The following is a 26,441-nucleotide window of genomic DNA, read 5'->3' on the forward strand; positions in this document are numbered from 1 at the left end:
GGCCGGCCGGGGACGGCGTCGCGGGGCTCCGCCCGGTGGGGGACGTGTCGGGCCGGCGAATGGGGGAGCGGGGCACGGCGCCTCCTCCGGCGCGACGTCGCCGGCGCGCCTCAGGCCGGTCGGTGCCCGCCGCGGGCCGCGGCGGGACGCCCCGGGAGTGCTCCGTGCCGGAACGCGAGGAGGACCCTCGGGCAGGCCCGGGGTGTTGTCAAGGTCACACCGCGCGCCGGTCGGCGGGGCCGGGCGGGCGACGCGCCCCCTCTCGCGCGACCCGCGGACCTCGACGGCGCGGGACGGACCGCTGTCCGATCCGGAACGTGGACCGCAGTCCGGGCGCCACCGCGGCGGCCGCGCGAGGCGCTGCCGCGCGCGGCCGCCGACGTCCCCGCCCGCCTCGCCGCCGGACGCGCACCGCAGGAACCGCCCGCCCGAGCAACGGAGAGCCGCCCGTGAGGATCTCGATCGACCCGTCGCTGTGCCAGGGGCACGGCCGCTGCTACGACCTCGCGCCGGACCTGTTCGGCGCCGACGACGAGGGCTACTCACCGAGAGCGCGGTCGGCCGGCAGGAGGAGAGCACGGGGGCGTTCTGCCACTCGCTGGTCGACGCCCTGGAGGGCCGGGACGTCGTCGACGCCGCCGCCGACCACGCGCAGCACATCCCGGTGCGGGTCATCGCCGACCTGCTCGGCTTCCCGCCGGAGGACGGCCCGCGGTTCCGGCAGTTCGTCGAGAACGCGCTCGAGGGCATCGACCTGCCGCCCGAGGAGCGCCTCACGCGCAGCAGCTCCCTGTTCGAGTACCTGCTCGCGCAGATCCAGGACCACCTCGAGCACCCGCGCGAGGACCTCACCGCCCACCTGCTCGAGGCCGAGCTGTACGGCCGCCGGCTCGAGCCCGCGCACGTCGCCGGGACGATGGCGCTGCTGCTCATCGCCGGCATCGACACCACCTGGAGCGCGATCGGCGCCTCGCTGTGGCACCTCGCCGGCCACCCCGACGACCGGCGCCGGCTGGTCGCCGAGCCGGGCTGCGGCCCACCGCCGTCGAGGAGTTCCTCCGCGCCTACGCCCCGGTCACCGTGGCGCGCCTGGTCGAGGAGGACGTGACCTGGCGCGGCGTGGAGATGCGGGCCGAGGACCGGGTGCTGCCGTCCTTCCCGGCGGCCGACCGCGACCCCGCGCGGTTCGAGCGGGCCGACGAGGTGGTCGTCGACCGGCAGGCCAACCGGCACGCCGCCTTCGGCCTGGGCATCCACCGCTGCGTCGGCTCGCACCTGGCGCGGACGGAGATGCGGGTGGCGCTCGACGTCTGGCTCGACCGGGTGCCCGAGTCCTCGCTGGCCGACCCGGCGGCGGTGCGCTGGTCCACCGGCCAGATCCGCGGCCGCCGCTCGCTGCCGCTGCGCGTCGGCTGAGGACCCGCCCCGGCCCGCGGCGCCGCCGTCGCGGCTCAGACCTCGACGGCGGTGCCGCAGACGCCGCAGACCTCGAGCCGCCGGCGCCGCCAGCGGGCGACCGGCACGAAGAACACGCTCAGCTGGCGGAACTGCCGCACCCGCGCCCACCGGGTGGTGTTGCCGCACCGCGGGCAGGTGCGCACCTCCCCCGGGCCGAGGTCCTGCTGCCGCGTGCCGAACCCGAAGAGGAGGAACACCCGTCCAGCGTAGGTGGGGCCCGGGGCCGGGGAGCCGCGCCGACCCGGCCGTGGGACCGTGGACGGATGGTCCGGGTCGGTCTGGTGCTGGGTGGCGGCGGCGTGGTGGGGCAGGCCTACCACGCGGGCGTGCTGGCGGTGCTGCAGCACGACGTCGGCTTCGACGCCCGCACCGCCGACGTCGTCGTCGGCACCTCCGCCGGGTCGATCACCGGCACCCTGCTGCGGGCCGGCGTCTCGCCGGAGGACCTCGCCGCGTGGACGGTCAGGGCGCCGCTGTCCGGCGACGACGACGTGCTGCGCACCATGGCCGAGACCGCCGTCCCCGAGCTCGCGCCGTTCCGCCCGCTCGACGTGCTCCGCCGGCCGATGCGCGTGCCCGGCCCGCACCTGGTCGCGCGGGCGCTGGCCCGCCCGTGGCGGTTCCGCCCGCTGACCGCCGGCATGACGCTGCTCGCCCCGGGCCGGCACGACATCGTGTCCCAGCTGGGGGCGCTGCGCGAGGTCGAGGGCCCGACGTGGCCCGATCGCGACCTGTGGATCACCGCCGTGCGCCGGCGGGACGGGCGCCGCGTCGTCTTCGGCCGGCCCGGGGCGCCGCCGGCGCCGGTGCACCTGGCGGTCGCCGCGTCCTGCGCGGTGCCCGGCTACTTCGCCCCCGTGCAGATCGGCCGGCACGCCTACGTCGACGGCGGGGTGCACTCCGCGACCAACGCCGCCGTGCTGCGCCGCGCCGGGGTGGACGTCGTCGTCGTGCTGGCGCCGATGAGCGGCTCGCCGGGCTGGCGCCAGGACTTCACCGCCGCCATGCGCCGGTACTCCCAGCGGCAGCTGGACCGGGAGGTGCGGGCCCTGCGCGCGGCCGGGATCCGGACCGTCGTGTTCACCCCCGGCGCGGCCGAGCAGGAGGTCATGGGCGCGGACCTCATGTCCGGCGAGCGCGTCCACGAGGTGCTCCAGCAGTCGTTCTTCCAGGCCGGCGTGCACGCCGCGACGCCCGGGGTGGCCGCGGTGCTGCGGGAGGCGTCCGACCGCGACCCGGTGTGACCTGCGCCCAGCGACTAGGTTCGGCACCTGACAACGTCGCCGGTGGCCAGGGGGTCGAGCGTGGGCAGGTCGGTGCTGGTGACCGGCGGCAACCGGGGGATCGGGCTGGCGATCGCCCGCTCCTTCGCCGAGCAGGGCGACTCGGTGGCGGTCACCCACCGCGGCAGCGGCGCCCCCGACGGGCTGTTCGGCGTGCAGTGCGACGTCACCGACGCCGCGGCCGTCGACCGGGCGTTTACCGAGGTCGAGGAGCAGCAGGGGCCGGTCGAGGTGCTGGTGAGCAACGCCGGCATCACCCGCGACGGGCTGCTCATGCGGATGAAGGAGGACGACTTCGCCGACGTCCTCGACGCCAACCTCACCGCCGCCTACCGGGTGGCCAAGCGCGCCTCGGCGAAGATGGTGCGCGCCCGGTTCGGCCGCATGGTGTTCGTCAGCTCCGTCGTCGGGCTGCTCGGCTCGGCCGGCCAGACCAACTACGCGGCGAGCAAGGCGGGCCTGGTGGGCCTGGCCCGCTCGATCGCCCGCGAGCTCGGCAGCCGCAACGTGACCGCGAACGTCGTCGCGCCCGGGTTCGTGCGCACCGACATGACCGCGGAGCTGCCGGAGAAGCGGCAGCAGGAGATCCTCGCGCAGGTGCCGCTGGGCCGGTACGCCGAGGCAGACGAGATCGCCGCCGTCGTCCGCTTCCTGGCGAGCGACGCGGCCGGATACGTCACCGGGGCGGTCGTCCCGGTCGACGGCGGACTGGGGATGGGGCACTGATGAGCGGCATTCTCGAGGGCAAGAAGGTCCTCGTCACCGGCGTGCTGACCGAGGCGTCGATCGCCTTCGCCACCGCGCGGATCGCGCAGGAGCAGGGCGCCACGGTCGTGCTGTCCAACTTCGGGCGCGCGCTGTCGCTGTGCCAGCGGATCGCCAAGCGGCTGCCGCAGGAGGCTCCGGTCGTCGAGCTCGACGTGACGGACACCGAGCACCTGGCCTCGCTCGCCGACCGGCTGCGCGAGGCCGGCTTCGACACCCTCGACGGCGTGGTGCACTCCATCGGCTTCGCGCCGCAGGAGGCCATGGGGGAGGGCTTCCCCGAGGTCGCCTGGGAGCATGCCGCGACGGCGTTCCAGGTGTCGTCGTGGTCCTACGCCTCGCTGACCCAGGCCTGCCGGCCGCTGCTGGCCGACCCGTCCTCGGTCGTCGGGCTCACCTTCGACGCCTCCGTCGCCTGGCCGGTCTACGGCTGGATGGGCGCGGCCAAGGCGGCGCTGGAGTCGGTCAGCCGCTATCTCGCCCGCGAGCTCGGGCCCGAGGGCGTGCGGTCCAACATCGTCGCCGCCGGCCCGCTGCGCAGCATGGCCATGAAGTCCATCCCCGGCAGCGCCCAGTTCGAGGAGGCCTGGGAGGGCCGCGCCCCGCTGGGCTGGTCGGTCACTGACACCGAGCCCGCCGGCAAGGCCGTCGTCGCCCTGCTGTCGGACTGGTTCCCCGCCACCACCGGCGAGATCGTGCACGTCGACGGCGGGTTCCACGCCGTGGGCGTGTGAACGGTCACAGAGCCACGCCGTGGGCGTCTGACCGCATCCGATCCGCCCCGTAGCACCGAAGGACGTCCGTGCCCCGCGCCACCGTCGACATCAACCCCGGCCAGCGTCCCGACGAGGACCCCTCGCTGGCCGTCCGCAACAACGGGGGGACGCCGCCCGCGGCGGCGCCCGCCCCGGCCGGCCGCCGCGAGGCGCTGCTGGTCCTGTCCTTCGGCGGCCCCCGCGGCCACGACGACGTCATGCCGTTCCTGGAGAACGTCACCCGCGGCCGCGGCGTCCCGCGCGAGCGGCTGCTCGACGTCGCCGAGCACTACCACCACTTCGGCGGCGTGAGCCCGATCAACGAGCAGAACGAGGCGCTGGTCGCCGCGATCCGCGAGGACCTCGCCGCCAACGGCGTCGACATGCCCGTGTACTGGGGCAACCGCAACTGGGACCCCTACGTCGAGGACGTCTGGCAGCAGATGACCGACGACGGGATCGAGCACGTCTACGTGCTGGCGACGTCGGCCTACGCCTCCTACTCGGGGTGCCGGCAGTACCACGAGGACGTCGCCCGGGCCCGGATCGCCACCGGCGGCGGCCCGACGGCGGAGAAGCTGCCGCACTACTTCGACACCCCCGGCTTCGTGCGCGCCAACGCCGACGCCCTCGCCGCCGCGCTCGCGCAGCTGCCCGAGGAGCACCGCGCCACCGCCCGCCTGGTGGCGACGGCGCACTCCATCCCCGACGCGATGGCCGACGTCGCCGGCCCCGACGGGCACGCCTACGAGGCCGAGCTGCTGGCCGCCGCGCGCGCCGTCGTCGACGCCGTCGAGCCGGGCCGCGACCTCGACCTGGTCTGGCAGTCCCGCAGCGGCCCGCCGTCGGTGCCGTGGCTGGAGCCCGACGTCAACGACCACCTGCGCGCGCTGCACGAGAACGGCGAGACGGCGGTCGTGCTGTTCCCGATCGGGTTCGTCAGCGACCACCTCGAGGTGATCTGGGACCTCGACAACGAGGCCGAGGAGACCGCCGGGGAGCTCGGACTGGCGTTCGTCCGGGCCGCGACGGCGGGCACCCACCCGGCGTTCGTCGCGATGGTCCGCGAGCTGCTGCAGGAGCGGCGCGCGGGCGGCGAGCCGCGGCTGGGCACGAACTGCCCCGCGGCGTGCTGCTTCGTCCGTCGCCCTGCCGGGCGGCCCCGCGACCAGGAGCCGTCCCCGGCGTGAGTCGAGCCCCGGTCGGGGAGCCTCCGGCCCCCGCGACCGGTGCACCGCCCGGCCGTTGACGGGGCGCCCGTCCGCGAGTAGACCGTCGGTCCACCGGGGGCCGGACGAGGACGGTGTGCCGTGGTCGAGGTCGCTCCCGCCAACGCCGCGCAGCTGCACGCGTGGGACGGCGCGCAGGGCGCGTACTGGGCCGCGCAGGCCGACCGCTTCGACCGGTCGGTCGCCCGCTACGACGCCGCGTTCCTCGCCGCGGCCGACCTGCGGCCGGGGGACCGGGTCCTCGACGTCGGCTGCGGCACCGGCCGGACGACGCGGGAGGCCGCACGCCGCACCGGGTCCGCGCTCGGCGTCGACCTGTCCTCGGCGATGCTCGAGGTCGCCCGGCGCCGCGCCGCCGACGAGGGGCTGACCGGCGCCCGGTTCGAGCAGGCCGACGCCCAGGTGGCCGCCTTCCCGCCGGCCGCCTTCGACGTGGCGATCAGTCGCACCGGCGCGATGTTCTTCGCCGACCCGGTGGCCGCGCTGGCCAACGTCGGCCGCGCGCTCGTCCCCGGCGGCCGGCTGGTCCTGCTCGTGTGGCAGGCGGCCGAGGCCAACGAGTGGATCACCGAGATCACCGGGGCCCTGGCCGCCGGCCGCCCGCTGCCGGCACCGCCCCCGGGTGCGCCGGGCCCGTTCTCCCTCGCCGACCCCGCGCGGATCCACGAGGTGCTCACCGCCGCGGGTCACCGTCAGGTGGAGGTCGAGGGTCTGGCCGAGCCGGAGTGGTGGGGTGCCGACGCCGACGAGGCGCTGACCTTCGTGCTCGGCCTCGCCGGCTGGATGCTCGACGGGCTCGGCCCGGCCACCCGGGACCGCGCGGTGGCCGACCTGCGGCGCCGGCTCGAGGCCCACGCCGGTCCCGGCGGCGTCGAGCTCGGCTCTGCCGCCTGGTTGGTGACGGCCCGCCGGCCCTAGCGCCGGACGGGGCCCGCCCCCCGGCCGTGGCGGCGGCCCGCCGGGAGCACGGCTACGGGCGCGGGACCGCGTTGTACGCGGCGACGGTCGCCTCGCGGACGGCGGTGGCCAGCGGGCGCAGCGCCTCGTCGCGGGCGGCGGCCTGGCCGTGGGTGACCGCGCCGCCGGGGGCGTCGGTGAGCGCGAGGTCCAGCACCCGCGCCAGCCGCTGCGCCCGGGCGAGCACCGAGGAGGCCAGCGGGTCGGTGTCCGGCGGCAGCTCCGGGGCGCGGGCGCTGCCCAGGCCGGCCAGGAGCGCCGGCACCTCGGGGTTCCAGCGGGCGAGGTCGAGTGCGGCGAGGGTGCGGGCGGCGTCGCCGACGGCGAGGTCCAGCGCCCCCGAGACCGCGCGCAGCGAGTCCTCGACCGGCGGCGGCGCGGGCGGGACGCCGGTCAGGTCGACCGCCGTCCACGCGGTGACCTCCGGGCCGAGGTCCTCCGGCACCAGCGCGACGGCGTCGCCGACCGCCACCTGCCCCGCCTCCAGCGCCAGCGCGGCCAGGCCCGGTGCGGACGGCACGCCGCGGACGTCGCCGGGCACCGGCAGCACCAGCCGCAGCCCCCGCTCGCCCAGGCCGCGCAGCGCGGTCAGCGCCCAGCCGAGGGGGACGGCGCCGGCGGTGCCGGGCAGGCCGGTGACGCGGTGCGCGCGGTCGTCGGTCAGCGCGTCCAGCGCGTCGTCGTAGGAGGCTCGGCCGGACAGCCACGCGGTCGCCCAGACGGCGAACCGCCCGGCGGGGAGGTCGTGGAGCACCCAGCGAGGCTACGTCGGCCGCGTCCCGGGGGCCCGGGGACGGCGGGTGGTCTGGGAGACTGGGGACGTGGCTGCGTGGGTGCTCTGGCTGGTCGCCTCGGGCCTGTTCGTCGCGGGCGAGGTGGCCAGCCTCGACCTGGTCCTGCTGATGTTCGCCGGCGGCGCGCTGGGCGGGGCCGTGGTGGCGCTGGCGGGCGGGTCGCTCGCCTTCCAGATCGTGGCGTTCATCGCCGTCTCGGTGTTCCTGCTGGCGAGCGTGCGGCCCGCGGCGAAGGCGCACCTGGAGAACCGGACGCCGAGGCACGTCGACGGCGTGCAGGCCCTCGTCGGCCGCACCGCCACGGTGACCCGGGAGGTCGGTCGTTCCAGTGGCCGCATCCGGGTGGGCGCCGACGAGTGGACCGCCCGCACCGACTACGGCGAGGAGAGCTTCCCCGTCGGCGCCACCGTGCGGATCCTCCAGGTCGACGGCGCGACCGCCGTGGTCGGCGAGGCGCTCGAGCTCTGAGCCCGCGCGCCGGGGCAGTGACCCCGGGTGCCACCCGGGAGGATGATCACAGCGGGACCCGACCCGAGGAGCGCCGCCGTGACCCCTGCCCTGATCGCACTGCTCGTCGTCGCCCTGCTGGTGGTGTTCGTCGTCGCGAGGAGCGTGACGATCGTCCCGCAGGCCCAGGCCAAGGTGGTCGAGCGGCTCGGTCGTTACAGCCGCACGCTCTCCCCGGGCCTGTCGCTGCTCGTGCCCTTCGTCGACCGGGTGCGCGCGACGGTCGACCTGCGCGAGCAGGTCGTCTCGTTCCCGCCGCAGCCGGTGATCACCGCCGACAACCTGCAGGTCGGCATCGACACCGTCGTCTACTTCCAGGTCACCGACCCGCGGCTGGCGGTGTACGGCATCGCCAACTACATCACCGGCATGGAGCAGCTCACCACGACGACGCTGCGCAACGTCGTCGGCGGGCTGAACCTCGAGCAGTCCCTGACCGGCCGCGACGGCATCAACAGCCAGCTGCGCGAGGTGCTCGACGGCACCACCGGCCCGTGGGGGCTGCGGGTGGCGCGGGTGGAGATCAAGGCGATCGACCCGCCGCCGTCGATCCGCGACTCCATGGAGAAGCAGCTGCGCGCCGACCGCGACAAGCGGGCGATCATCCTGCAGGCCGAGGGCGCCCGGCAGTCGGCGATCACCACCGCCGAGGGGCAGAAGGCCGCCGCGATCCTGTCGGCCGAGGGGAAGAAGCAGGCCGCGATCCTCGAGGCGGAGGCGGAGCGGCAGAGCCGCATCCTGCGGGCCGAGGGCGACCGGGCGGCGCTGTACCTGCAGGCGCAGGGGCAGGCCAAGTCGATCGAGACGGTGTTCCGGGCGATCCACGAGGGCCGGCCCGACCAGGGGGTGCTGGCCTACCAGTACCTGCAGACGCTGCCGCGGATCGCGCAGGGCGACGCGAACAAGATGTGGATCGTCCCCAGCGAGTTCAGCCGCGCGCTGGAGGGCCTGGCGAAGCTCGGCGGCGCCGACGGCGACGGCCGGTCGTTCCTGGACGTCCCGCCGCCCGCCGACGGAGCTCCCGCCGGCGGCGGCACCGGCGACGGGGGCGGCATCGACACCACCGGCTGGTTCGAGTCGAAGCTGCCGCCGGCCGCCGAGCAGCCCGAGGCGAGGATCGAGCTCCACAGCATCGCCGACGCCGGACCGGCCCTGCCGGCCCCGGAGCTGCCGCCCACGACGTCGCTCGCGCGGGCGGCCGAGGAGGACGTCGCCCACGGCGGCACCCCCGACGGCGGGCGGCCGCAGGGCTGACCCGGCGACGGGGACGGCCTCCCTGCGGGGAGGCCGTCCCTAGTCCTTGAGCAGGCCCTCGCGGAGCTTGGCCAGGGTCTGGCTCAGCAGCCGGGACACGTGCATCTGGGAGATGCCGATGTCGGCGGCGATCTGCGACTGGGTCATGTTCCCGAAGAACCGCAGGATGAGGATGCGGCGCTCGCGGGCCGGGATGGTGGCCAGCAGCGGCTGCAGCGACTCGCGGTACTCCACGCCCTCCAGCGCCGCGTCCTCCTCGCCGAGGGTGGCCGCGAGCGTGGGGGAGTCGTCCTCGCCGGAGAGCCGCTCGTCGAGCGAGCTGCTGCGGTAGGCGTTGGCCACCGCCAGGCCCTCGAGGACCTCCTCGCGCGGGATGCCCAGGTGCTCGGCCAGCTCCGACGGCGTCGGCGCGCGGCCGTTCTTCTGCGCCAGCTCGCCGACGGCGGAGTTCAGCGACAGGTGGAGCTCCTGCAGCCGCCGCGGCACCCGCACCGACCAGCCCTGGTCGCGGAAGTGCCGCTTGATCTCCCCGGTGATGGTGGGGACGGCGAAGGACAGGAACTCCACCCCGCGGGTCGGGTCGAACCGGTCGATCGCCGCGATGAGGCCCAGCGTGCCGACCTGCAGCAGGTCGTCGAACGGCTCGCCGCGGTTGCTGAACCGGCGGGCGAAGTGCCGGACGAGGGGCAGGTGCTCCTCGACCAGGACCTCGCGCAGCCGTTCCCGCCGCGGGTCGTCCTTCTCCAGGGTGGCCAGCTCGGCGAACAGCGGCGCGGTGCGCTCGGCGCGGCGCCGGTTGTCCGAGACGGGCGCGCTGTCGCCCTCGCGGGCGCCGGCGGTCCGGCCGGTGACGGGCCCGGCTTCGTCCTCGGTGTCCTCGCCGTCGGTCTCCTCGCCGTCGGCGTCCTCGCCGTCGTTCTCCGTGTCGGTGTCGGTGTCGGTGTCGGTGCCGGTGTCCTCGGCCTCGGCGTCCTCGGCCCCGTCGGCCGGGTCCGGGGCGGTCACCGACGGATCGTCGTGCAGGGCGTCCTCCTCGACGGGGGCCCGGGGACCGGCGGTCGCCGGCGTCACGGGGCCACCGAGTCGTCGCTGCCCGCGGAGCCGACCAGCTGCGCCGGCCGCTGCCCGGGGAGGTACTTGTCCATGGAGATGACCGCCACCGGGCCCTCACCGCCGTCGCCGGCCGGCACCTCCCGCTGGGAGGCGGGCCGGCCCTCGACGTTGTCGGCCAGCGTCTGCAGCACCGCCCAGCCGAAGCCGTCGCGGGGGACGTCGGTCCCCTCGGCGGTGGGCACCCACGCGTCGATGTGCAGCCCGGCCCGGGTGGTCTCGAAGACGACCGTCAGGGGCGCGTCGCCGAGCGCGATCGCCGCGAGCGTCGCGCACGCCTCGTCCACCGCCAGCCGCAGGTCCTCGACCGAGTCCAGGTCGTAGTCCATGCGGATGGCCAGGTCGCCGGCCATCGCCCGCACCGCGGGCAGCTGGCTCGGCGTGGTCGGCACGCGCAGCTCCAGCCGTTCCGCGCGCCGCCTGTCCTGGGCGAGGGCACCCCTCGAGTCCACCATCCGTCGTCCGCTCCTCATCCAGTACGTCCGGCCGCGGCCGGTCTGCTCCGCAGGTGCCCGGGGCCGCGGCGCCCGGTCCCATCCTCCCTCGCCGCGGGTCCGCGGTGCGCGCGGGGCGGGGGCGGGAGGCGACCGGGCCGTGTCCCAGCAGGACGGTGTACCCGTCCCCGGCGCGTCGGCAAACACCGTGTGCCCACGGCGTCGCGCGCGGTTGCCGGTGCACCGGCCCTGTGGTCTGTTGGTCCCCGGATGAGCACCAGCCAGGGCAGTCTCCCGCCGGGGCCCCGTCCCGCCGAGGACGTGGGCCCGGCCGCGCTGGTGGCCGCGCTGGAGGACGCGCCCTCGGCGCTGTGGTTCGTCGCCGGCCCCGGCCCGCGGACCCTCTGGGCCAACGCCCGCGCCCGCACGCTCGGGCCCACCCCGCACGACCTGCCCGTGGTGGGGGACCGCCCGGTGGCGGACGTCGTCGCCGACGTCCTGCGCACCGGCCGGCCGGTCACCCTCTCCGGTGTCCTGGCCGGTGACGGACCGGAGGTCACCGTGGCCGTGCGCCCGCTGGCCGCCGGCGCCGACCCGGCCGCGGTCCTGGTCCTCGAGAGCACCGCCGAGGACGAGGAGCCCGGCGGCCCCCGGGGCGGGGCGTCCGGGGACGTCGTGGAGGAGGTGCAGCACTCGCTGCTGCCGCCGTCCCTGCCGCTGCTGCCCGACGTGCGGCTGTCGGGCAGCTACCACCCGGCCAGCTCCGGGCGCGTCGCCGGCGGTGACTGGTACGACGCCGTGTCGCTGGGCCACGGCCGGCTGGCGCTGGTCATCGGCGACGCCGTCGGCTCGGGGGTGCCGGCCGCGTCCGCGATGAGCCGGCTGCGCGGGGCGATGCGCTCCAGCGCGCTGCGCGACCCCGCCCCGGCCGCGGTGCTCGCCGCCCTCGACGACTTCGCCGCCCAGATGGACGACGTCCAGGGCGCCTCGGTGTTCTACGCCGTCCTCGACGCGGCCACCGGCGCGCTGGCCTACGCCGCCGCCGGGCACCCGCCGCCGCTGCTGGTGGAGGCCGACGGGCGCGCGACCCGGCTGCCGGTCGAGGCGCGGCCGCCGCTGGGCACGGTGCGCGGCGCGGCGACGCCGGTCGCCGCGGCCCGGCTCGAGCGGGGCGCCACCCTGGTCCTCTACTCCGACGGCGCGGTCGCCGCCGCCGGCCTGCCGCCCGCCGCGGGGCTGGACCGGCTCACCGCGGTCGCCCGGGCGGCGCTGGCCGATCCCGAGACCCTCGGCGGCGAGGCGGCGGCCGGGCTGGCCGCCACCATCGCCGCCGGGATGCTCACCGGAGGCGGCCGCCCCGACGACGTGGCCGTGCTCGTGGCGCACCGCCGCGCGCGGTCGGTCGAGGCGCTGCGGCTGGACCTGCTGGCGGTGCCCGCGGCGCTGCCCGCCGTGCGGCGGCGGCTGAGCGCGTGGCTGACCGCGCTCGGCATGGGTGAGCAGGACCGGGTGGGTGTCGTGGTCGCGGTGGGGGAGGCCTGCGCCAACGCGGCCGAGCACGCCTACCGCGACGCCGAGCCCGGGCCGATGCAGGTCACCGCCGCGGTCGACGTCGACGGCGTGCTCACCGTGACCGTGCACGACGAGGGCACCTGGCGCCCGCCGGACCGCGACCCCGGCGACCGCGGCCGCGGGCTGCTGATCATGCGCCAGCTGGTCGACGGGATGGTCGTGCGCGGCGAGCACGGCACGACGGTCACGCTGCGCACGCGGCTGCGACAGACGCCCGACCAGGAGCCCGAGCACCCGGTGGGCGGCAGCGGCGCGACCGTCGTCGTCGACCGGGAGGGCGCCGACCCGGTCGTGCGCGCCGCCGGCGACGTCGACCTGGTCAGCTCCGAGCAGCTGCGCATCCGGCTGCTCGAGGCCAGCCACGGCGGCACCGTCCGGGTGGAGCTGGACCTCACCGCGGTCACGCTGTTCAGCAGCGCGGCGGTGCGGGTGGTGCTCGCCGTCGCGGCGATCGCCGAGGCCGAGGGGTGGCGGCTGGTGGTGCACGCGCCCGACGGCGGCGTCACCCGGCACATCCTCGAGGTGAGCGGACTGCAGCGGCTGGTCGAGCTGCGCTGACCCCGGCCGGGGCACGGTCCGTTTACGGGACCGGCCTGGTGCGCATCCACTGCGCGTGAGACTCCGGCGCAGCGACGTGCACGGGCGCGGCTGGACCCGCCGCCGGGCCGGTCGCGGCTTCTCCTACCGCGACGAGAACGGGCAGCTGATCAAGGACGCGGAGCGGCTGGACCGGATCCGGTCGATCGCGATCCCGCCGGCCTGGAAGGACGTGTGGATCTGCCCGTGGCCCAACGGGCACATCCAGGCCACCGGGCTCGACGCGGCCGGCCGCCGCCAGTACCGCTACCACGACGCCTGGCGGGCGCGGCGGGACGCGGAGAAGCACGAGCGGGTGCTGGCCATCGCCTCGGAGCTGCCCGAGGTCCGTGACCGGGTGGCCGACGCGCTGCGCACCCGCGGGCCCAACCGGGAGCGGGTGCTCGCCTGCGCGCTGCGGCTGCTGGACCTCGGGACCTTCCGCATCGGCAGCGAGGAGTACGCCGAGGAGAACGGCACCTACGGCCTGGCCACGCTGCGCCGCGAGCACGTGACCGTGCGCGGGGAGCGGACGTTCTTCCGGTACACCGCGAAGGGGGGCATCGAGCGGGAGGTGGAGATCACCGACCGGCCGACGGCGACCGTCGTCCGGTCGCTGCTCGAGCGGCCCGACGACGCCGGCGAGGAGCTGCTGGCCTACCGGCTCGACGACGGCACCTGGCACGACGTGACCAGCGCCGACATCAACGCCTACCTCAAGGAGGTCAGCGGCGCGGAGATCACCGCCAAGGACTTCCGGACGTGGAACGCCACGGTGATGATGGCCGCCGCGCTGGCCGAGCAGCCGCCGCCGAAGAACAGGACGGCGCGGAACCGGACGATCCGCGAGGCCTACGTGCGGGTCTCCGAGCACCTCGGCAACACCCCGGCGGTGTGCAAGGCCAGCTACGTGGACCCGCGGGTGGTGGACCGGTACGAGAACGGGGAGACGGTGGCCGACGCGCTGGCCGACCTGGCCGGCGCCGACGACGACCGCGAGGCGCAGAAGGTGCTCGAGCAGGCGGTGTGCCGCCTGCTGTCGGCGTAGTCGGCCCGGGAAAGCCGACGAGGCCCCGCCGGAGCGGGGCCTCGTCGCAGGTCGTGCGGAGGGGTCAGCGGGCGCTGCTGTCCACGATGGTGAACAGGTCGATCAGGCCGGTGACCTCCAGCGGGCGGGTGACCGCCCGGGTGGTGGCGACCAGGCGCAGCTCGACGTCCCGGGACTTCGCCGACTTCTGGGTCTCGACGAGCACGGCCAGGCCGGCGGAGCCCAGGAACTGGACCCCCGACAGGTCGATGACCAGTTCGCGGGGCTGCTGCTCGAGCTGGGTGTCCAGCGAGGAGCGCAGCACCGGGGCGGTGAAGGTGTCGACCTCGCCGACGACCGTCACCGTGACCGCGCCGTCCTCGCTGGTGGAGGTCGAGAGCGTGATCACGTCGTCGAAGGGTGCCTCCGTGCCCTCGGTCGACACGTCGTGCTGCCCCCCGGCGGGCAGGTCGGATGCGGTCACGGACGCAGCTCCTCTCAGTGGCCACGCCGAGCGGTGCGGCCACCGGTCAATCTACCGCCGGGCGCCTCAGGGGTGTCGTCACCCCCGGGCAGGCCGGCGTTGCAGTGGACACGCCGGAGGCGGTCCGCCGCCGGCGCGCGCGGCTGCCTGCTCAACCGCATTTACAACGTAGACAACCCGGTGGCCGTCCGCCAACCAGCCCGGGCGAGCGCGTGGTGGCGCTCACCCGGGCCGGTGACGCAACGGTGCTGGAGAGTGGCGTCAGGTGTTCTCGACGACGTGGACCGCCGCCTCCTCGGGCCCCTCGCCGCCGACCACCGGATCGAGCGCGGCCTCGACGTCGTCGGCGGTGCGGTTGGTCCCGGAGTCGCTGTCCGGGGTGGTGTCGTAGTCCTGCTCGAGCTGCCCGATGCCACGGCCCGGGTCCTCGGCGGGGCGCACGCCGGGGTCGTCGTCGGGGATCTCCTCCTCCAGGCGGGCGGTCAGCGACTCGCCCTCCTGCTGCTCGCGCGCCGTCGTCCCGAAACCGACCGGCTCGTCCTCCCGGTCGCCCGGCTCGGGGGCGAACTGCGGGTCCTCGGAGAGCTGCACGGTGGGGAAGTCGTCCTGCGAGACGTCCGGCACGCCGTTGTCCTCGGGGAAGACGTCGCGGGCGGTCTGCCCCTGGGAGCCCGGCGCGCCGCCCTCGCGCACACCGGTCAGACCCCGCTCGTCGTCGGGGAACTCGGCGTCGTTCTGCGCGGAGTGGACCGCCCCGCGGTCGTCCGGCTCGGTCATGGAGGGTTCCTCTCTCTCGGGCCGCCGGACGGTGCTCCCGGCGGCGGACTGCCCTGCCGCCTACCCGCCTCCCCGGAAGCCATGCGGGCGGGCGCGGACCGTGACGGGAGGCGCACCGCGGCATGGCGCACCGGCCGCACGGGTAGCGGGGCGGCATGGCGATCGCAGACGAGGTGCAGCGGATCGGAGCGCCGATCCGCCGCTGGGCGCGGACCCAGGGGCGCGAGTACACGCAGGGCGAGCCCCGCCCGCTCGCCGGCGACCTCGGGGCGATGGGGGTGTACCTGGGGCTGGTCTCGGCCGGCGCGGCGGCGGTGCGGGCGTCCGGGAGGGAACTGCCCGACCGAATCCCGCCGGGGGACGCCGTGCTCCTCGCGGTGGCGACCTTCCGGCTGGCCCGCCGGATCGCCAAGGACCCCGTCACCGCCCCGCTGCGCGCACCCTTCACGGCGTTCCAGGGACCGTCCGGGCACGCGGAGGTGGCGGAGGAGGTCCGTGAGCACGGTGGGGTCAAGCACGCCGTCGGCGAGCTGCTGACCTGCCCGTTCTGCCTGGCCCAGTGGGTGGCCACGGGGCTGGTGTTCGGCTACGCGGCAGCGCCGCGGGCGACCCGGCTGGCCGCGTTCACCATGACGCTGGTGGCGGGCAGCGACGTCCTGCAGTTCGTCTACGACGCCATCCAGAACGGCGCGCTCGAGCCGTCGCCACGGGAGGCGGCGGGCGTGGATGCTGACACCGACGCCGACCCCACGGGCCGGCACGCCGAGTAGAGCCGAGGAGGACGCCCGCTTCCCCCGGGCGGAGGAGATCACCAGCGATCGCGCTGCTGGGGGCGCCGGCCCGCACCTATCCTGCGGGCCGCGCCGCCCCGCGGTCGCGGAGCCCGGGGAAGGGGAGTGACATGCGCTCGATCTGGCGCGGCGCGGTCTCGTTCGGCCTGGTCAGCATCGGGGTGAAGCTCTACACCGCGACCGAGGACAGGGACGTCCGCTTCCACCAGGTGCACGCCGTCGACGGCGGGCGGGTCAAGTACAAGCGGATCTGCTCGATCGACGGCGAGGAGGTCGAGTACGGCGACATCGCCAAGGGCTACGAGCTGCCCGACGGCCAGCTGGTGGTCCTGACCGACGACGACCTCGCCGAGCTGCCGCTGGCCACCCGGCGGGAGATCGAGGTCCTGCAGTTCGTCGAGCAGGCGGAGATCGACCCGATCCAGTTCGAGAAGACCTACTACCTCGAGCCCGACGGCCCGGCCACCCGCCCCTACGTGCTGCTGCGCGACGCGCTGGAGAACACCGGCCGGGTCGCGATCACCAAGATCGCGCTGCGGCAGCGGGAGTCGCTGGCCGCCATGCGGGTCCGCGACGGCGTCCTGGTGCTGCACACCATGCGCTGGCCCGACGAGATCCGCCGTCCCGACTTCGGCTTCCTCGACGAGGACGTCCCGGTGCGGCCGCAGGAGCTGCAGATGGCCGAGGCGCTGATCACCTCGATGACCGGCGACTTCGACCCCGCCGAGTTCACCGACGACTACCGCGAGGCGATGACCGCCCTGCTCGAGGCCAAGCAGACCGGCGGCGACGTGCAGCCGGTGCCCGAGACCGCCGACCCCGGCGCGGCCGTCGTCGACCTGATGAGCGCGCTGCGGCGCAGCGTCGAACGCGCCCGCGGCGGCGCCGCCGACGACGCGGCGCCCGCGGAGGCGGCACCGGCCCGCGAGCCCGCCAGGAAGGCCGCGGCGAAGAAGGTGGCGGCGAAGAAGGTGTCGGCGAGGAAGGCACCGGCGGAGGAGGCGGCCGAGGAGGCGCCGGCCCGCACGACCCGCGCGCGCAAGGTCACGGCCGCCAAGAAGGAGCCGGCCAAGCGCACGTCCCGCCGCAGCGCCTGAGCCGCGCGGATGGTCCGTCCCGCCCTGCCCGAGCCGCCGGTGCCGGCGCCGATGCTCGCCGTCGCCGGCGAGCTGCCGGCCGACGACGCCGCGTGGGGCTACGAGTTCAAGTGGGACGGCGTCCGGGCGCTCGCGGCGGTCCGCGACGGCCGGGTGGACCTGTGGGCGCGCAGCGGCACCCAGCTGGCCGACCGTTATCCCGAACTCGGCCGACTGCCGGACACCCTCGCCGGTGTCGACGCCGTCCTGGACGGCGAGGTGGTGGCCCTCGACCGGCTGGGCCGCCCGGACTTCGGGCTGCTGCAGAACCGCATGCACCGCACCGGCGGCCCGGAGGTCGCCCGGCTCGCGGCCGCGGCACCGGTCACCTACCTGGTCTTCGACCTGCTGGCCGAGCGCGGCCGCAGCCTGCTCGGGCTGCCCTACGCGCGGCGGCGGGAGCGCCTGGACGCGCTCGCCCCGCAGGGGCACCGCTGGGCGGCGACCCCGTGGTTCCGCGGCGGCGGCGCCGACGTGCACGCGGCCAGCCGGGACAACGGGCTGGAGGGCGTGGTCGCCAAGCGGCTGGACTCGCCGTACCGGCCGGGCGCGCGCTCGCCGGAGTGGCGCAAGGTCAAGCACGTCCGCACGCAGAGCGTCGTCGTCGGCGGGTGGCGGCCGGGCAGGGGGCGGCGGGCCGGGGGAGTGGGGTCGCTGCTGGTCGGCGTCCACGACGACGACGGCCGGCTGGTCTACGCCGGGCACGTCGGCACCGGGTTCACCGACGCGGTGCTGCGCGAGCTCGGCGGGCTGCTCACCCCGCGCCGCACCCCGCCCTTCGCCGGCGCCGTCCCGCGCGACGTGGCCCGCGACGCGCGGTGGGCGGAGCCCGAGCTGGTCGGCGAGGTGGCCTTCGCCGCGTGGACCGCGGACGGCCGGATGCGCCACCCTGCGTGGCGGGGGCTGCGCGAGGACCTCGACGTCGACGACGTCGTCGTGGAGTGGTCCCCCTGAGGGGAGCCTGATGGACCGCCAGCGGGTGCGGGTGGAGGGCCGGCAGCTGTCGGTGTCCAACCTCGACAAGGTGCTCTTCCCCGAGGTCTCGTTCACCAAGGCCGCGGTGATCGACTACTACGTGCGGATCGCGCCGGTGCTGTTGCCGCACCTGTCCGGCCGGCCGGTCACGTTCACCCGCTGGCCCGACGGCGTCGAGGGGCAGGCGTTCTACGAGAAGAACAGCGCCCGGCACGCGCCGGACTGGGTGCGGAAGGTGACCGTGCCGAGCCCCGGCAGCTCGCGGGACCGCGAGGTGCTGGAGATGGTGGTCCTGGAGACCGTCGCCGACCTCGCCTGGGCGGCGAACCTGGCCGCGCTGGAGCTGCACGTGCCGCAGTGGCAGGTGGGCAGCAAGCTGCAGCCGACGCTGCCGGACCTGCTCGTCCTGGACCTCGACCCCGGCCCGGACGCCGGGATCCGCGAGTGCTGCGACGTCGCCGAGCGGCTGCGGGTGCGGCTGGTCGACGACGGGCTGGACCCGGTGGTCAAGACGTCGGGGTCGAAGGGGGTGCAGGTCTACGCGCCGATCCGGGTGACCGACCGCGAGCACCCGTCCCGCTACGCCAAGGCGCTGGCCCAGGAGCTGTCGGCCGAGACGCCCGACCGCGTCGTCTGGCGGATGGAGAAGGTGCTGCGGCCGGGCAAGGTGCTCGTCGACTGGAGCCAGAACAACCCCGCCAAGACGACGGTCGCCCCGTACTCGATGCGCGCCCGCCCCGACGCCCCGGTGTCCACGCCGATCGGGTGGGACGAGGTGGACGCCGTCCGCGACGGCGCCGACCCCGCCGAGCTGCGCTTCCGCACCGAGGAGGTGCTCGCCCGGGTGGAGGAGTACGGCGACCTGTTCGACGTCGCCGCCCGCACCCGCGCCCGCCTGCCCGCCGTCTGACCCCCGCCGGGCGGCGGAGGCGGGCGTCCCTGCCACCATGCCGACCGTGTCCGCTGCCCCGATCGCGCACGACCCCGCCACCGCCGACGTCGGGCGGCTGGTCGTCCGCTGCCCGGACCGGCCGGGGATCGTCGCGGTGCTGTCCCGGCTGTTGGCCGACGTCGGCGCGAACATCACCGAGTCGCAGCAGCACTCCTCGGACCCGACCGGCGGGGTGTTCACCCTGCGGCTGGAGTTCGTGCTGCCCGGGCTGGCCACCCGCCGCCGGCAGCTGGAGGGCGCGCTGGAGCTGCTCGCCGCGCAGTGGCAGCTGACCTGGCGGCTGTCCGAGGCCGCGCGCCGGCCGCGGCTGGCGGTGTTCGTGTCGAGGACCGACCACGTGCTGCAGGAGCTGCTCTACCGGGTCCGCGCCGGGGACCTGCGCGCCGACATCACCGCCGTCGTCTCCAACCACCCCGACCTCGAGCCGGTGGCCGCGGCAGCCGGGGTGCCCTTCCACCACGTGCCGGTCACGCCGGCGACCAAGGCCGAGGCCGAGGCGCGGGCGCTGGAGCTGGTCGGCGACGTCGACCTGGTGGTGCTCGCCCGCTACATGCAGATCGTCTCGGCGGACTTCTGCAGCCGCTTCCCCGAGCGGCTGATCAACATCCACCACAGCTTCCTGCCGGCCTTCGTCGGGGCGAACCCGTACCAGGCGGCGCACGACCGCGGCGTGAAGCTGATCGGCGCGACGGCGCACTACGTCACCCCGGAGCTCGACGCCGGCCCGATCATCGAGCAGGAGGTGGCCCGGGTCGACCACCGCGCCACCGTCGAGGACATGCGCCGCATCGGCCGGTACGTGGAGCGCCAGGTGCTCGCCCAGGCGGTGACCTGGCACGTGGAGGAGCGCGTCGTCGTCCTGGGCGACCGCACCATCGTCTTCGCCTGAGGCGTGTGTTCCTCCCCACCCGGGTACCGGTGGACCGGCGGGGAGCCCCACCCGACACGTGCCCTTGATTTGACTGACTAAAGAAAAGCGGGTTGGGTGGGACCCGATGGAGACGACGTGGGCGCCGCGGCTGCGCGACGCCGGGCTGCGGGTCACCCGGCCCCGGCTCGCGGTCCTCGACGCCCTCGCCGCCCATCCGCACGCCGATGCGGACACGCTGGTCACGGTGGCCCGCCGGGCGCACCCCACGCTCTCGCCGCAGGCGGTGTACGGCGTCCTCAAGGCGCTGGTCGCCGTCGGGCTGGCCCGCCGGGTCGAGCCCGCGGGCGCGCCGGCGCTGTACGAGGTCCGCGTGGGGGACAACCACCACCACCTGGTCTGCCGCTCGTGCGGTGCGGTCGCCGACGTCGACTGCACCGTGGGCGCGGCACCGTGCCTGGTCCCGTCGGACACGGCCGGCTTCGTCGTCGACGAGGCCGAGGTCGTGTTCTGGGGCCTGTGCCCCGACTGCCGGGGCGCCGGCCACCCGGCCGGCGTCCCCGGCCCGTCCGTCCGCGTCCGTTCCACGGCCGGACAGCACCACACCCGAGGAGAGGCAGGAGCATGACCGACGTCGCATCGCAGGGCCCGGCCCCGAGCGAGGCGGACCGCCCGGTCCTGACCAACCGTCAGGGCCACCCGGTCTACGACAACCAGAACCAGCGGACGGTGGGCGCGCGCGGCCCGGCGACGCTGGAGAACTACCAGTTCCTCGAGAAGATCAGCCACTTCGACCGGGAGCGGATCCCCGAGCGCGTCGTGCACGCGCGCGGCATCACCGCGTTCGGCTACTTCGAGGCCGACGGCACCGTCGGCGACGAGCCGATCAGCCGGTACACGCGCGCCAAGCTGTTCCAGGAGAAGGGCAAGCGCACCGACGTCGCGCTGCGGTTCTCCACCGTGGCCGGTGGCCGCGACTCCTCGGAGTCCGCGCGTGACCCGCGCGGGTTCGCCGTGAAGTTCTACACCGAGGAGGGCAACTGGGACCTCGTCGGCAACAACCTCGGCGTCTTCTTCATCCGCGACGCCATCAAGTTCCCCGACTTCATCCACTCCCAGAAGCCGGACCCGGTCACCTTCGAGGCGAGCGTCGCCGAGCGGGCGTTCGACTTCTTCAGCCAGACCCCCGAGGCCATGCACATGATCTCGCTGGTCTTCAGCCCGCGGGGCACGCCGGCCAGCTACCGGCACATGCAGGGCTTCGGCGTGAACACCTACAAGTGGGTCAACGCCCAGGGTGAGACCGTCCTGGTCAAGTACCACTGGTACCCGAAGCAGGGCGTGAAGTCCTGGACCGCCGCGGACGCCTCGGCCGCGCAGGCCAAGAGCCTGGGCACGCACACCAAGGACCTGCACGACGCCATCGCCGCCGGCGACCACCCGTCGTGGGACCTCTACGTCCAGATCATGAGCGACGACGAGCACCCGGAGCTGGACTTCGACCCGCTCGACGACACCAAGGTCTGGCCCGAGGAGCTGTTCCCGGTCCGCAAGGTCGGGACGATGACGCTCAACCGGATGCCGGTGGACAACTTCACCGAGAACGAGCAGATCGCGTTCGGCACCGGTGTGCTGGTCGACGGCCTGGACTTCTCCGACGACAAGATGCTCGTCGGCCGGACGTTCTCCTACTCCGACACCCAGCGCTACCGGGTCGGCCCGAACTACCTGCAGCTGCCGGTGAACGCGCCGAAGGCCCGGGTGGCCACCAACCAGCGCGACGGCCAGATGGCCTACGGCGTGGACCGGGCCGAGGGCACCAACCCGCACGTGAACTACGAGCCGTCGATCCTCGGCGGCCTGCGGGAGGCGCAGTACCCGACGCACGACGAGCAGGGCCCGGTCATCACCGGCCGGCTCACCCGCAAGCGGATCCCGCGCACGAACGACTACGCGCAGGCCGGCGAGCGCTACCAGCTCTCGGAGCAGTGGGAGAAGGACGACCTGGTGAAGAACCTGGTCGACGCCCTCTCGCAGTGCCGCCGCGAGATCCAGGAGCGGATGGTCTGGCACTTCTTCATGTGCGACGACGAGTGGGGCCAGCGGGTCGGCGACGGCCTGGGCATCACCGCCGACGACGTCCGCGGCCTGGAGCCGCTGCAGACGCAGACCCTCACCGAGGAGGAGCTGCAGCGCGCCGCCAACCTCGGCAAGAACGGTCCGCGCGACGTCACCGGCCACCAGATGACGCACTGCGTGCCCAACGAGCACGTCACCGTCGAGGCCTGATCACCGCAGGGCACACCGCAGCGGGCCGCGTCCGGGATCCCCGGGCGCGGCCCGCTGTCGTTCCAGGCGGGCCGGCTTCCGCTGGGCGGGAGCCGATTGGGCCGCGGCGCGGGGCACTCCTACCGTCGGTCGACCCCCGACGCCGTCGCCGTGGAGGACACCGATGAGCTCGACCCCCGTCCGCTCGACGACGCCCGGCGCCGCCGCCCGCGCCGCCGGGTGGGTGGCGCCGCTGTGCTGGATCGCGGTGCTGCTCGACGGCTTCGACCTGGTCGTCGTCGGGACCGTCGTCCCCACGCTGCAGGAGCCGGAGGAGTTCGGCCTCACCGGCACCGGCGCCACCGCGGTGATCACCGTCGGCCTGGTCGGCATGATGATCGGCGCGCTGACCATCGGCACGCTCACCGACCTGGTCGGCCGCCGCAAGGCGCTCATCGGCGCCGTGGCGTCCTTCTCGCTGTTCACCCTGCTGTGCGCGTTCGCGCCCAACGAGGTCGTGTTCGGGCTGCTGCGCTTCCTCGCGGGCCTGGGCCTGGGCGGCTGCCTGCCGACGGCCATCGCCATGGTCAACGAGTTCACCCGCGCCGGGCGCAGCGGCCGGGCCACCACGACGATCATGACCGGCTACCACGTCGGCGCCGTGGCCACCGCGGCCCTGGCCATCCCGGTCATCCCGTCGCTGGGCTGGCGGTGGATGTTCGTCATCGGCGCGGCCCCGGCCCTGGTGCTCGTCCCGCTCATGCTCGCCCGGCTGCCGGAGTCGGCGTCCTTCCTGCAGGCCGCCGGCCGGCGGGCGGAGGCCGAGGAGGTGGCCCGCCGCCACGGGCTGGAGCTGGAGAGCACGCCCGGCCCGGCACCGGCCGGCGCCACCGCAGGCGCCGCCTCGACCGTCCGCTCGCTGTTCACCGGCGGGTTCGCCCGCAACACCGTGGCGCTCGGCGTGACCTCGTTCATGGGGCTGCTGCTGGTCTACGGCCTGAACAACTGGCTGCCGACGATCATGCGCGAGGCCGGCTACGACCTCGGCGACTCGCTGGCGTTCCTGCTGGTGCTCAACATCGGCGCCATCGTCGGCCTGCTGGTGGCCGGCACGGTCGCCGACCGAATCGGCGCCCGCACCGCCGGGATGATCTGGTTCGCCTCCGGCGCGCTGTTCCTGGCGCTGCTGTCGGTCGAGCTGCCCACCGCGGGCCTCTACCTGATGTGCTTCCTCACCGGCTGCTTCGTCTTCTCGGCGCAGGTGCTCGTCTACGCGTTCACCAGCGCCAACCACCCGCCGGCCGTGCGCGCCACCGCGCTGGGCTGGTCGGCCGGCGCCGGCCGGATCGGCGCGATCGTCGGGCCGGTGGTCACCGGCGCGCTGGTGACGGCGGGCATCGCCTTCCCGTGGGGCTTCTACGTGTTCGCCGTCGTCGGCGCGCTGGGCGCGCTGGCCCTGAGCGTCACCCGGACACGGCGCCCCGCGCGCTAGTCGCTTCGACCGCGGCGGTCCTGCTCGGCGAGGAAGCGCTCGAACTCCGCGCCGATCTCGTCGCCGCTGGGCACCTCACCGGCCCCGCCGAGCAGGTCCTCGCCCTCGCGGGCGGCGGCGAACTGGTCGTACTGCTGCTCCAGCGCCGCCACGACGGCGGTGTTGTCGGCCGAGCGGGCGATCTGCTCGTCGACCTCGGTGCGGTGCTGCTGCGCCGCCTCGCGCAGGGTCTCGGTGGGGAGCAGCAGCCCGGTGAGCCGGCCCAGCTCCTCGAGCAGGGTGAGCGTGGCGGCCGGGTAGCTGGCCTGCGCCAGGTAGTGCGGCACGTGCGCGGCCACCCCGAGGGCGTCCACGCCGGCCTCGCCCAGGCGCAGCTCCAGCAGCGCCGAGGCGCTGCCCGGGACGCGTAGCTCGCCCCAGTAGACGGGGTAGGTCTCGATGAGCTGCCGGCGCGTGGCGTGCGCGGTGACCGTCACCGGCCGGGTGTGCGGCACCGGCATCGGGATGGCCTGCAGCGCCACCACCGAGGTCACCCCGAGCCGCTCGACCGTCCCGACGACGGCGGCGGCGAAGCCCTCCCACCGGTAGTCCGGCTCGGGGCCGTGCAGCAGCAGGAACGGCTCGCCGGCGTCGTCCTCCAGCGCCGAGAGCACGATCTCCGGCGCGGCGAAGTCCTCGTAGTGGTCGCCGTTGAACGTCATCCGCGGCCGGCGGGCGCGGTAGTCGACCAGCAGGTCCGCGTCGAAGCGCGCGACGGTGCGGTGCGGCAGCGAGGCCAGCAGGTGCGAGGCGGCGAGCTGGGCGGACGAGGCGGCGTCGAAGTCGCCCGCGAGGGCGTGCACGAGCACCAGGCCCCGCCGCTGCGCGGCCCCGGTGACCGCCTCCTCGGCGGCGACGAACGGATCGGCCTCGGGAGTGAGCTCGACGAGCTCCTCCGGTCGCTGCGCCACGGGGGCACCTCCTGCTGGTCGGACGCCTGCTGATCGGACGTCGTCAGGCGACAGCGACGGCGGCCCGGCCGGCATTCCCGTCCGGTCAGGCCGGCGGCGCGGGGGAGCGGGTCAGGACGGCGCCGTCGTCGTCGCCGGACACCTCGTGGCGGGTGCCGTCGTCGGCGACCTCGGGATGGCGGCCGTCGAGCGCGTCGCGGGTGTACCGGTAGACGACGGCGATCAGCGCGGCCACCGGCACCCCGAGGAAGGCGCCGACGATCCCGGCCAGGCTGCCGCCGGCGGTGACGGCGAGGATGACCACCGCGGCGTGCAGGTTGAACCCGCGGCCCTGGATGATCGGCTGCAGCACGTTGCCCTCGATCTGCTGCACCAGCAGCACGATCCCGAAGACGATCAGCGCCACCGTGAAGCCCTCGTCGACCAGGGCGATCAGCACCGCGAAGGCGCCGGCGACGAACGCGCCGATGATCGGGACGAACGCGCCGAAGAAGGTCAGCACGGCCAGCGGCACGACCAGCGGCACGTCGAGGATCCACAACCCGATGCCGATGAAGAAGGCGTCGACGAAGCCGACGAGGGCCTGCTGCTTGATGAACTCCGACAGGGTCGACCAGGTCTTCTGCGACAGCGCGGCCACGTGCGGGGCGGCCTTCGGCCCGGTCTGCGCGGCCAGCCACGGCACCCAGCGCGGCCCGTCCTTGATGAAGAAGAACGCCAGCACCAGCGCCAGCAGCAGGTTGAGCAGGCCGTTGCCGACGGCGGAGGCGCCGGTGGCGGCGTAGCCCGCGATGTTGGAGGCGTTCGACTGCACCGAGTCGATGGCCTGGTCGACGTACTGGCCGATCTGCTCCTCGTCGATGTTCAGCGGCGGCCCCTGCAGCCACTGCTGGACCTGCTCCAGGCCGCTGGCGGCCTGGTCGGCGAGCTCGGTGACCTGGTCGGCGACCTGTGGCGCGATGACCGCGATGAGCCCTCCGATGAGGCCCAGGAACAGCAGCAGCACGACCGCCGCGGCCAGGGCGGGGGGCCAGCCGTGCCGGCGCAGGAACCGGGTGGGCGGCCACAGCACGGTGGCGAACAGCAGGCCGAGGATGACCGGCAGCAGGATGACCCACAGCTTGCCGAGGACCCAGCCGATCACCACCAGTGCCGCGCTGATGAGCAGCAGTTGCGCGGAGGCGACGGCGAGCGTGCGGGTGGCCGACACCGCCCGCTCGCCGCGCTGCCAGGCCGGGGCGGGGGCCGCCGTGGCGTCGTGGTCGTCGGCGCGCGGGTCGCCCGGGCCGCCCTCGCCGGTGAGCGTGGGGGTGGCGCGCTCGTCGCCGACCGGCCGGCCGCCGGGCACGTCGCCGGGCGCAGCGCCTGCCGCGCGGTCCCGGGCCGGGGGAGCACCGGCGGCGCGTCCGGACAGGCGGAACCTCATGGTCACATCGCACCACGGATCACCGCGGCCCACCGCCCGACGGCGGGAGGGGCGCAGGCCGCGGCTAGCGTCGGGGACGTGCCCAGGACCGCCAGAGCCGACCGGGTCGAGCGCGCCGAGCTGCTCGACTTCCTCCGCCCGCGGCACCGCGCGGTGCTGCTCACCCGGCGCCGCGAGGGCGGGGTGCAGCTGTCCCCGGTGACCTACGGCGTCGACGCCGAGGGGCGGGTCGTCGTCAGCACCTACCCGCAGCGCGCCAAGGTGCGCAACGCCCGCCGCGACCCCGCCGTCTCCCTCTGCGTGCTGTCCGACGACTGGGACGGCGCGTGGGTGCAGGTGGACGGCCGGGCCGAGGTGCTGGACCTGCCGGAGGCGCTGGAGCCGCTGGTCGAGTACTTCCGGTCGATCAGCGGCGAGCACCCCGACTGGGACGAGTACCGCGCCGCGATGGCCCGGCAGGGGAAGTCGCTGCTGCGCGTCACGATCGAGCGCTGGGGCCCGGTGGCCACCGGCGGCTTCCCGCCCGAGCTCGCGCAGGACTGACCGGCGCGCCGGGCAAGCCCAGGAGCTTGCACCCGGCCCGGCCGGCGGCGACGCTGCG

28 protein-coding genes and 1 pseudogene are annotated in these 26,441 nt (G+C 75.4%); 21 read left to right on the top strand and 8 right to left on the bottom strand.

Features of this window, described 5'->3' with window-relative positions:
- Positions 1-59: 59 nt before the first annotated feature.
- The 3 genes and pseudogenes from ACI79Z_RS14095 to ACI79Z_RS14105 all read left to right on the top strand — a co-directional run.
- Positions 60-503, top strand: a pseudogene (locus ACI79Z_RS14095) (hypothetical protein); the annotation flags it as partial.
- 161 nt (positions 504-664) lie between these two features.
- Positions 665-1,108, top strand: a complete 444-nt coding sequence (locus tag ACI79Z_RS14100) for a cytochrome P450 (protein ID WP_456902990.1) — start codon at positions 665-667, stop codon at positions 1,106-1,108.
- On the top strand, positions 1,081-1,416 hold the full coding sequence (locus tag ACI79Z_RS14105; RefSeq protein WP_456902979.1) for a cytochrome P450: 336 nt from the start codon (positions 1,081-1,083) through the stop codon (positions 1,414-1,416). The genes ACI79Z_RS14100 and ACI79Z_RS14105 overlap by 28 nt, the downstream gene beginning before the upstream one ends.
- A 35-nt stretch (positions 1,417-1,451) precedes the next feature.
- Here the strand turns inward: ACI79Z_RS14105 and ACI79Z_RS14110 are convergent, their stop codons facing one another.
- On the bottom strand, positions 1,452-1,655 hold the full coding sequence (locus ACI79Z_RS14110) for a zinc-ribbon domain-containing protein (RefSeq protein ID WP_387989747.1): 204 nt from the start codon (positions 1,653-1,655) through the stop codon (positions 1,452-1,454).
- A 66-nt stretch (positions 1,656-1,721) separates the two neighbouring features.
- Here ACI79Z_RS14110 and ACI79Z_RS14115 point away from each other — a divergent pair, with 66 nt between their 5' ends.
- The 5 genes from ACI79Z_RS14115 (at position 1,722) to ACI79Z_RS14135 (ending at position 6,408) form a co-directional block, all read left to right on the top strand.
- Positions 1,722-2,702 carry a patatin-like phospholipase family protein gene (locus ACI79Z_RS14115; protein WP_387989750.1) on the top strand — a complete coding sequence of 327 codons (981 nt, stop codon included), beginning with the start codon at positions 1,722-1,724 and terminating at the stop codon, positions 2,700-2,702.
- A gap of 60 nt (positions 2,703-2,762) precedes the next feature.
- The gene (gene fabG / locus ACI79Z_RS14120) at positions 2,763-3,467 is read left to right on the top strand and encodes a 3-oxoacyl-ACP reductase FabG (protein ID WP_387989753.1); all 705 of its coding nucleotides are present in this window, start codon (positions 2,763-2,765) and stop codon (positions 3,465-3,467) included.
- Positions 3,467-4,240 (top strand): enoyl-ACP reductase FabI, encoded by a 774-nt coding sequence (gene fabI, locus ACI79Z_RS14125; RefSeq protein WP_387989756.1) that lies wholly within the window; start codon positions 3,467-3,469, stop codon positions 4,238-4,240. The genes fabG and fabI overlap by 1 nt, the downstream gene beginning before the upstream one ends.
- Before the next feature lie 68 nt (positions 4,241-4,308).
- Complete coding sequence (locus ACI79Z_RS14130) at positions 4,309-5,451, top strand: ferrochelatase (protein WP_387989758.1); 1,143 nt, start codon at positions 4,309-4,311, stop codon at positions 5,449-5,451.
- 120 nt (positions 5,452-5,571) lie between these two features.
- Positions 5,572-6,408 (top strand): class I SAM-dependent methyltransferase, encoded by an 837-nt coding sequence (locus ACI79Z_RS14135; protein WP_456902980.1) that lies wholly within the window; start codon positions 5,572-5,574, stop codon positions 6,406-6,408.
- A 52-nt stretch (positions 6,409-6,460) separates the two neighbouring features.
- Here the strand turns inward: ACI79Z_RS14135 and ACI79Z_RS14140 are convergent, their stop codons facing one another.
- Positions 6,461-7,201, bottom strand: coding sequence for a hypothetical protein (locus ACI79Z_RS14140; RefSeq protein ID WP_456902981.1), 741 nt, complete (start codon positions 7,199-7,201; stop codon positions 6,461-6,463).
- A gap of 67 nt (positions 7,202-7,268) precedes the next feature.
- On the opposite strand from ACI79Z_RS14140, the gene ACI79Z_RS14145 reads away from it, so the two are divergent.
- Both ACI79Z_RS14145 and ACI79Z_RS14150 read left to right on the top strand, forming a co-directional pair.
- Complete coding sequence (locus ACI79Z_RS14145) at positions 7,269-7,709, top strand: NfeD family protein (protein WP_387989767.1); 441 nt, start codon at positions 7,269-7,271, stop codon at positions 7,707-7,709.
- A gap of 78 nt (positions 7,710-7,787) precedes the next feature.
- Positions 7,788-9,002 carry an SPFH domain-containing protein gene (locus tag ACI79Z_RS14150; RefSeq protein ID WP_387989770.1) on the top strand — a complete coding sequence of 405 codons (1,215 nt, stop codon included), beginning with the start codon at positions 7,788-7,790 and terminating at the stop codon, positions 9,000-9,002.
- 39 nt (positions 9,003-9,041) lie between these two features.
- Here the strand turns inward: ACI79Z_RS14150 and ACI79Z_RS14155 are convergent, their stop codons facing one another.
- Positions 9,042-10,007, bottom strand: a complete 966-nt coding sequence (locus tag ACI79Z_RS14155; protein WP_456902982.1) for an RNA polymerase sigma factor SigF — start codon at positions 10,005-10,007, stop codon at positions 9,042-9,044.
- Positions 10,008-10,069: 62 nt separating this feature from the next.
- Positions 10,070-10,567 carry an ATP-binding protein gene (locus ACI79Z_RS14160; RefSeq protein ID WP_456902983.1) on the bottom strand — a complete coding sequence of 166 codons (498 nt, stop codon included), beginning with the start codon at positions 10,565-10,567 and terminating at the stop codon, positions 10,070-10,072.
- A 249-nt stretch (positions 10,568-10,816) separates the two neighbouring features.
- On the opposite strand from ACI79Z_RS14160, the gene ACI79Z_RS14165 reads away from it, so the two are divergent.
- Both ACI79Z_RS14165 and ACI79Z_RS14170 read left to right on the top strand, forming a co-directional pair.
- Positions 10,817-12,676 carry a SpoIIE family protein phosphatase gene (locus ACI79Z_RS14165; protein ID WP_456902984.1) on the top strand — a complete coding sequence of 620 codons (1,860 nt, stop codon included), beginning with the start codon at positions 10,817-10,819 and terminating at the stop codon, positions 12,674-12,676.
- A 55-nt stretch (positions 12,677-12,731) separates the two neighbouring features.
- Entirely contained in the window at positions 12,732-13,742 is a 1,011-nt protein-coding gene (locus tag ACI79Z_RS14170; RefSeq protein ID WP_387989782.1) for a DNA topoisomerase IB, read from the top strand.
- A 64-nt stretch (positions 13,743-13,806) separates the two neighbouring features.
- Here ACI79Z_RS14170 and ACI79Z_RS14175 read toward each other — a convergent pair whose 3' ends face one another.
- Both ACI79Z_RS14175 and ACI79Z_RS14180 read right to left on the bottom strand, forming a co-directional pair.
- Positions 13,807-14,205, bottom strand: a complete 399-nt coding sequence (locus ACI79Z_RS14175; protein WP_387989785.1) for an STAS domain-containing protein — start codon at positions 14,203-14,205, stop codon at positions 13,807-13,809.
- 261 nt (positions 14,206-14,466) lie between these two features.
- Complete coding sequence (locus ACI79Z_RS14180) at positions 14,467-14,982, bottom strand: hypothetical protein (RefSeq protein WP_387989788.1); 516 nt, start codon at positions 14,980-14,982, stop codon at positions 14,467-14,469.
- Between the two features lie 155 nt (positions 14,983-15,137).
- Between ACI79Z_RS14180 and ACI79Z_RS14185 the strand changes: the two genes are divergently transcribed.
- The 8 genes from ACI79Z_RS14185 to ACI79Z_RS14220 all read left to right on the top strand — a co-directional run bounded on the left by ACI79Z_RS14185 (position 15,138) and on the right by ACI79Z_RS14220 (position 23,464).
- Positions 15,138-15,752, top strand: coding sequence for a DUF1360 domain-containing protein (locus tag ACI79Z_RS14185; protein WP_387989791.1), 615 nt, complete (start codon positions 15,138-15,140; stop codon positions 15,750-15,752).
- A 131-nt stretch (positions 15,753-15,883) separates the two neighbouring features.
- Positions 15,884-16,870, top strand: a complete 987-nt coding sequence (gene ku, locus ACI79Z_RS14190) for a non-homologous end joining protein Ku (protein ID WP_387989794.1) — start codon at positions 15,884-15,886, stop codon at positions 16,868-16,870.
- Positions 16,871-16,879: 9 nt separating this feature from the next.
- Positions 16,880-17,863, top strand: a complete 984-nt coding sequence (gene ligD, locus ACI79Z_RS14195; protein ID WP_387989797.1) for a non-homologous end-joining DNA ligase — start codon at positions 16,880-16,882, stop codon at positions 17,861-17,863.
- A gap of 10 nt (positions 17,864-17,873) precedes the next feature.
- Positions 17,874-18,794 carry a non-homologous end-joining DNA ligase gene (gene ligD, locus ACI79Z_RS14200; RefSeq protein WP_387989800.1) on the top strand — a complete coding sequence of 307 codons (921 nt, stop codon included), beginning with the start codon at positions 17,874-17,876 and terminating at the stop codon, positions 18,792-18,794.
- Positions 18,795-18,840: 46 nt separating this feature from the next.
- Complete coding sequence (gene purU / locus ACI79Z_RS14205) at positions 18,841-19,725, top strand: formyltetrahydrofolate deformylase (protein WP_387989803.1); 885 nt, start codon at positions 18,841-18,843, stop codon at positions 19,723-19,725.
- Positions 19,726-19,831: 106 nt separating this feature from the next.
- Complete coding sequence (locus ACI79Z_RS14210) at positions 19,832-20,332, top strand: Fur family transcriptional regulator (protein WP_387989806.1); 501 nt, start codon at positions 19,832-19,834, stop codon at positions 20,330-20,332.
- Complete coding sequence (locus tag ACI79Z_RS14215) at positions 20,329-21,993, top strand: catalase (RefSeq protein ID WP_387989809.1); 1,665 nt, start codon at positions 20,329-20,331, stop codon at positions 21,991-21,993. Before ACI79Z_RS14210 ends, ACI79Z_RS14215 begins: the two co-directional genes overlap by 4 nt.
- A 163-nt stretch (positions 21,994-22,156) precedes the next feature.
- Positions 22,157-23,464: an MFS transporter gene (locus ACI79Z_RS14220; protein WP_387989812.1), complete on the top strand. Its 1,308-nt coding sequence runs from the start codon at positions 22,157-22,159 to the stop codon at positions 23,462-23,464.
- Here ACI79Z_RS14220 and ACI79Z_RS14225 read toward each other — a convergent pair.
- The gene (locus tag ACI79Z_RS14225; RefSeq protein ID WP_387989814.1) at positions 23,461-24,414 is read right to left on the bottom strand and encodes a proteasome assembly chaperone family protein; all 954 of its coding nucleotides are present in this window, start codon (positions 24,412-24,414) and stop codon (positions 23,461-23,463) included. The genes ACI79Z_RS14220 and ACI79Z_RS14225 overlap by 4 nt on opposite strands.
- A gap of 85 nt (positions 24,415-24,499) precedes the next feature.
- Entirely contained in the window at positions 24,500-25,840 is a 1,341-nt protein-coding gene (locus tag ACI79Z_RS14230; RefSeq protein ID WP_456902985.1) for an AI-2E family transporter, read from the bottom strand.
- Between the two features lie 78 nt (positions 25,841-25,918).
- Between ACI79Z_RS14230 and ACI79Z_RS14235 the strand changes: the two genes are divergently transcribed.
- Positions 25,919-26,383 carry a PPOX class F420-dependent oxidoreductase gene (locus tag ACI79Z_RS14235; RefSeq protein WP_387989820.1) on the top strand — a complete coding sequence of 155 codons (465 nt, stop codon included), beginning with the start codon at positions 25,919-25,921 and terminating at the stop codon, positions 26,381-26,383.
- Positions 26,384-26,441: the final 58 nt, after the last annotated feature.

This window comes from Geodermatophilus sp. SYSU D00663, assembly GCF_054050655.1.

Excerpts from the sequence above, each read along its gene's own strand:
- ACI79Z_RS14220 (WP_387989812.1), top strand. The coding sequence starts at position 22,157 with ATGAGCTCGACCCCCGTCCGCTCGACGACGCCCGGCGCCGCCGCCCGC.
- ku (WP_387989794.1), top strand. The coding sequence starts at position 15,884 with ATGCGCTCGATCTGGCGCGGCGCGGTCTCGTTCGGCCTGGTCAGCATC.
- ACI79Z_RS14115 (WP_387989750.1), top strand. The coding sequence starts at position 1,722 with ATGGTCCGGGTCGGTCTGGTGCTGGGTGGCGGCGGCGTGGTGGGGCAG.
- ACI79Z_RS14160 (WP_456902983.1), bottom strand. The coding sequence starts at position 10,567 with ATGGTGGACTCGAGGGGTGCCCTCGCCCAGGACAGGCGGCGCGCGGAA.
- ligD (WP_387989797.1), top strand. The coding sequence starts at position 16,880 with ATGGTCCGTCCCGCCCTGCCCGAGCCGCCGGTGCCGGCGCCGATGCTC.
- ligD (WP_387989800.1), top strand. The coding sequence starts at position 17,874 with ATGGACCGCCAGCGGGTGCGGGTGGAGGGCCGGCAGCTGTCGGTGTCC.
- ACI79Z_RS14180 (WP_387989788.1), bottom strand. The coding sequence starts at position 14,982 with ATGACCGAGCCGGACGACCGCGGGGCGGTCCACTCCGCGCAGAACGAC.
- fabI (WP_387989756.1), top strand. The coding sequence starts at position 3,467 with ATGAGCGGCATTCTCGAGGGCAAGAAGGTCCTCGTCACCGGCGTGCTG.
- ACI79Z_RS14165 (WP_456902984.1), top strand. The coding sequence starts at position 10,817 with ATGAGCACCAGCCAGGGCAGTCTCCCGCCGGGGCCCCGTCCCGCCGAG.
- ACI79Z_RS14230 (WP_456902985.1), bottom strand. The coding sequence starts at position 25,840 with ATGAGGTTCCGCCTGTCCGGACGCGCCGCCGGTGCTCCCCCGGCCCGG.
- ACI79Z_RS14185 (WP_387989791.1), top strand. The coding sequence starts at position 15,138 with ATGGCGATCGCAGACGAGGTGCAGCGGATCGGAGCGCCGATCCGCCGC.
- ACI79Z_RS14210 (WP_387989806.1), top strand. The coding sequence starts at position 19,832 with ATGGAGACGACGTGGGCGCCGCGGCTGCGCGACGCCGGGCTGCGGGTC.
- ACI79Z_RS14215 (WP_387989809.1), top strand. The coding sequence starts at position 20,329 with ATGACCGACGTCGCATCGCAGGGCCCGGCCCCGAGCGAGGCGGACCGC.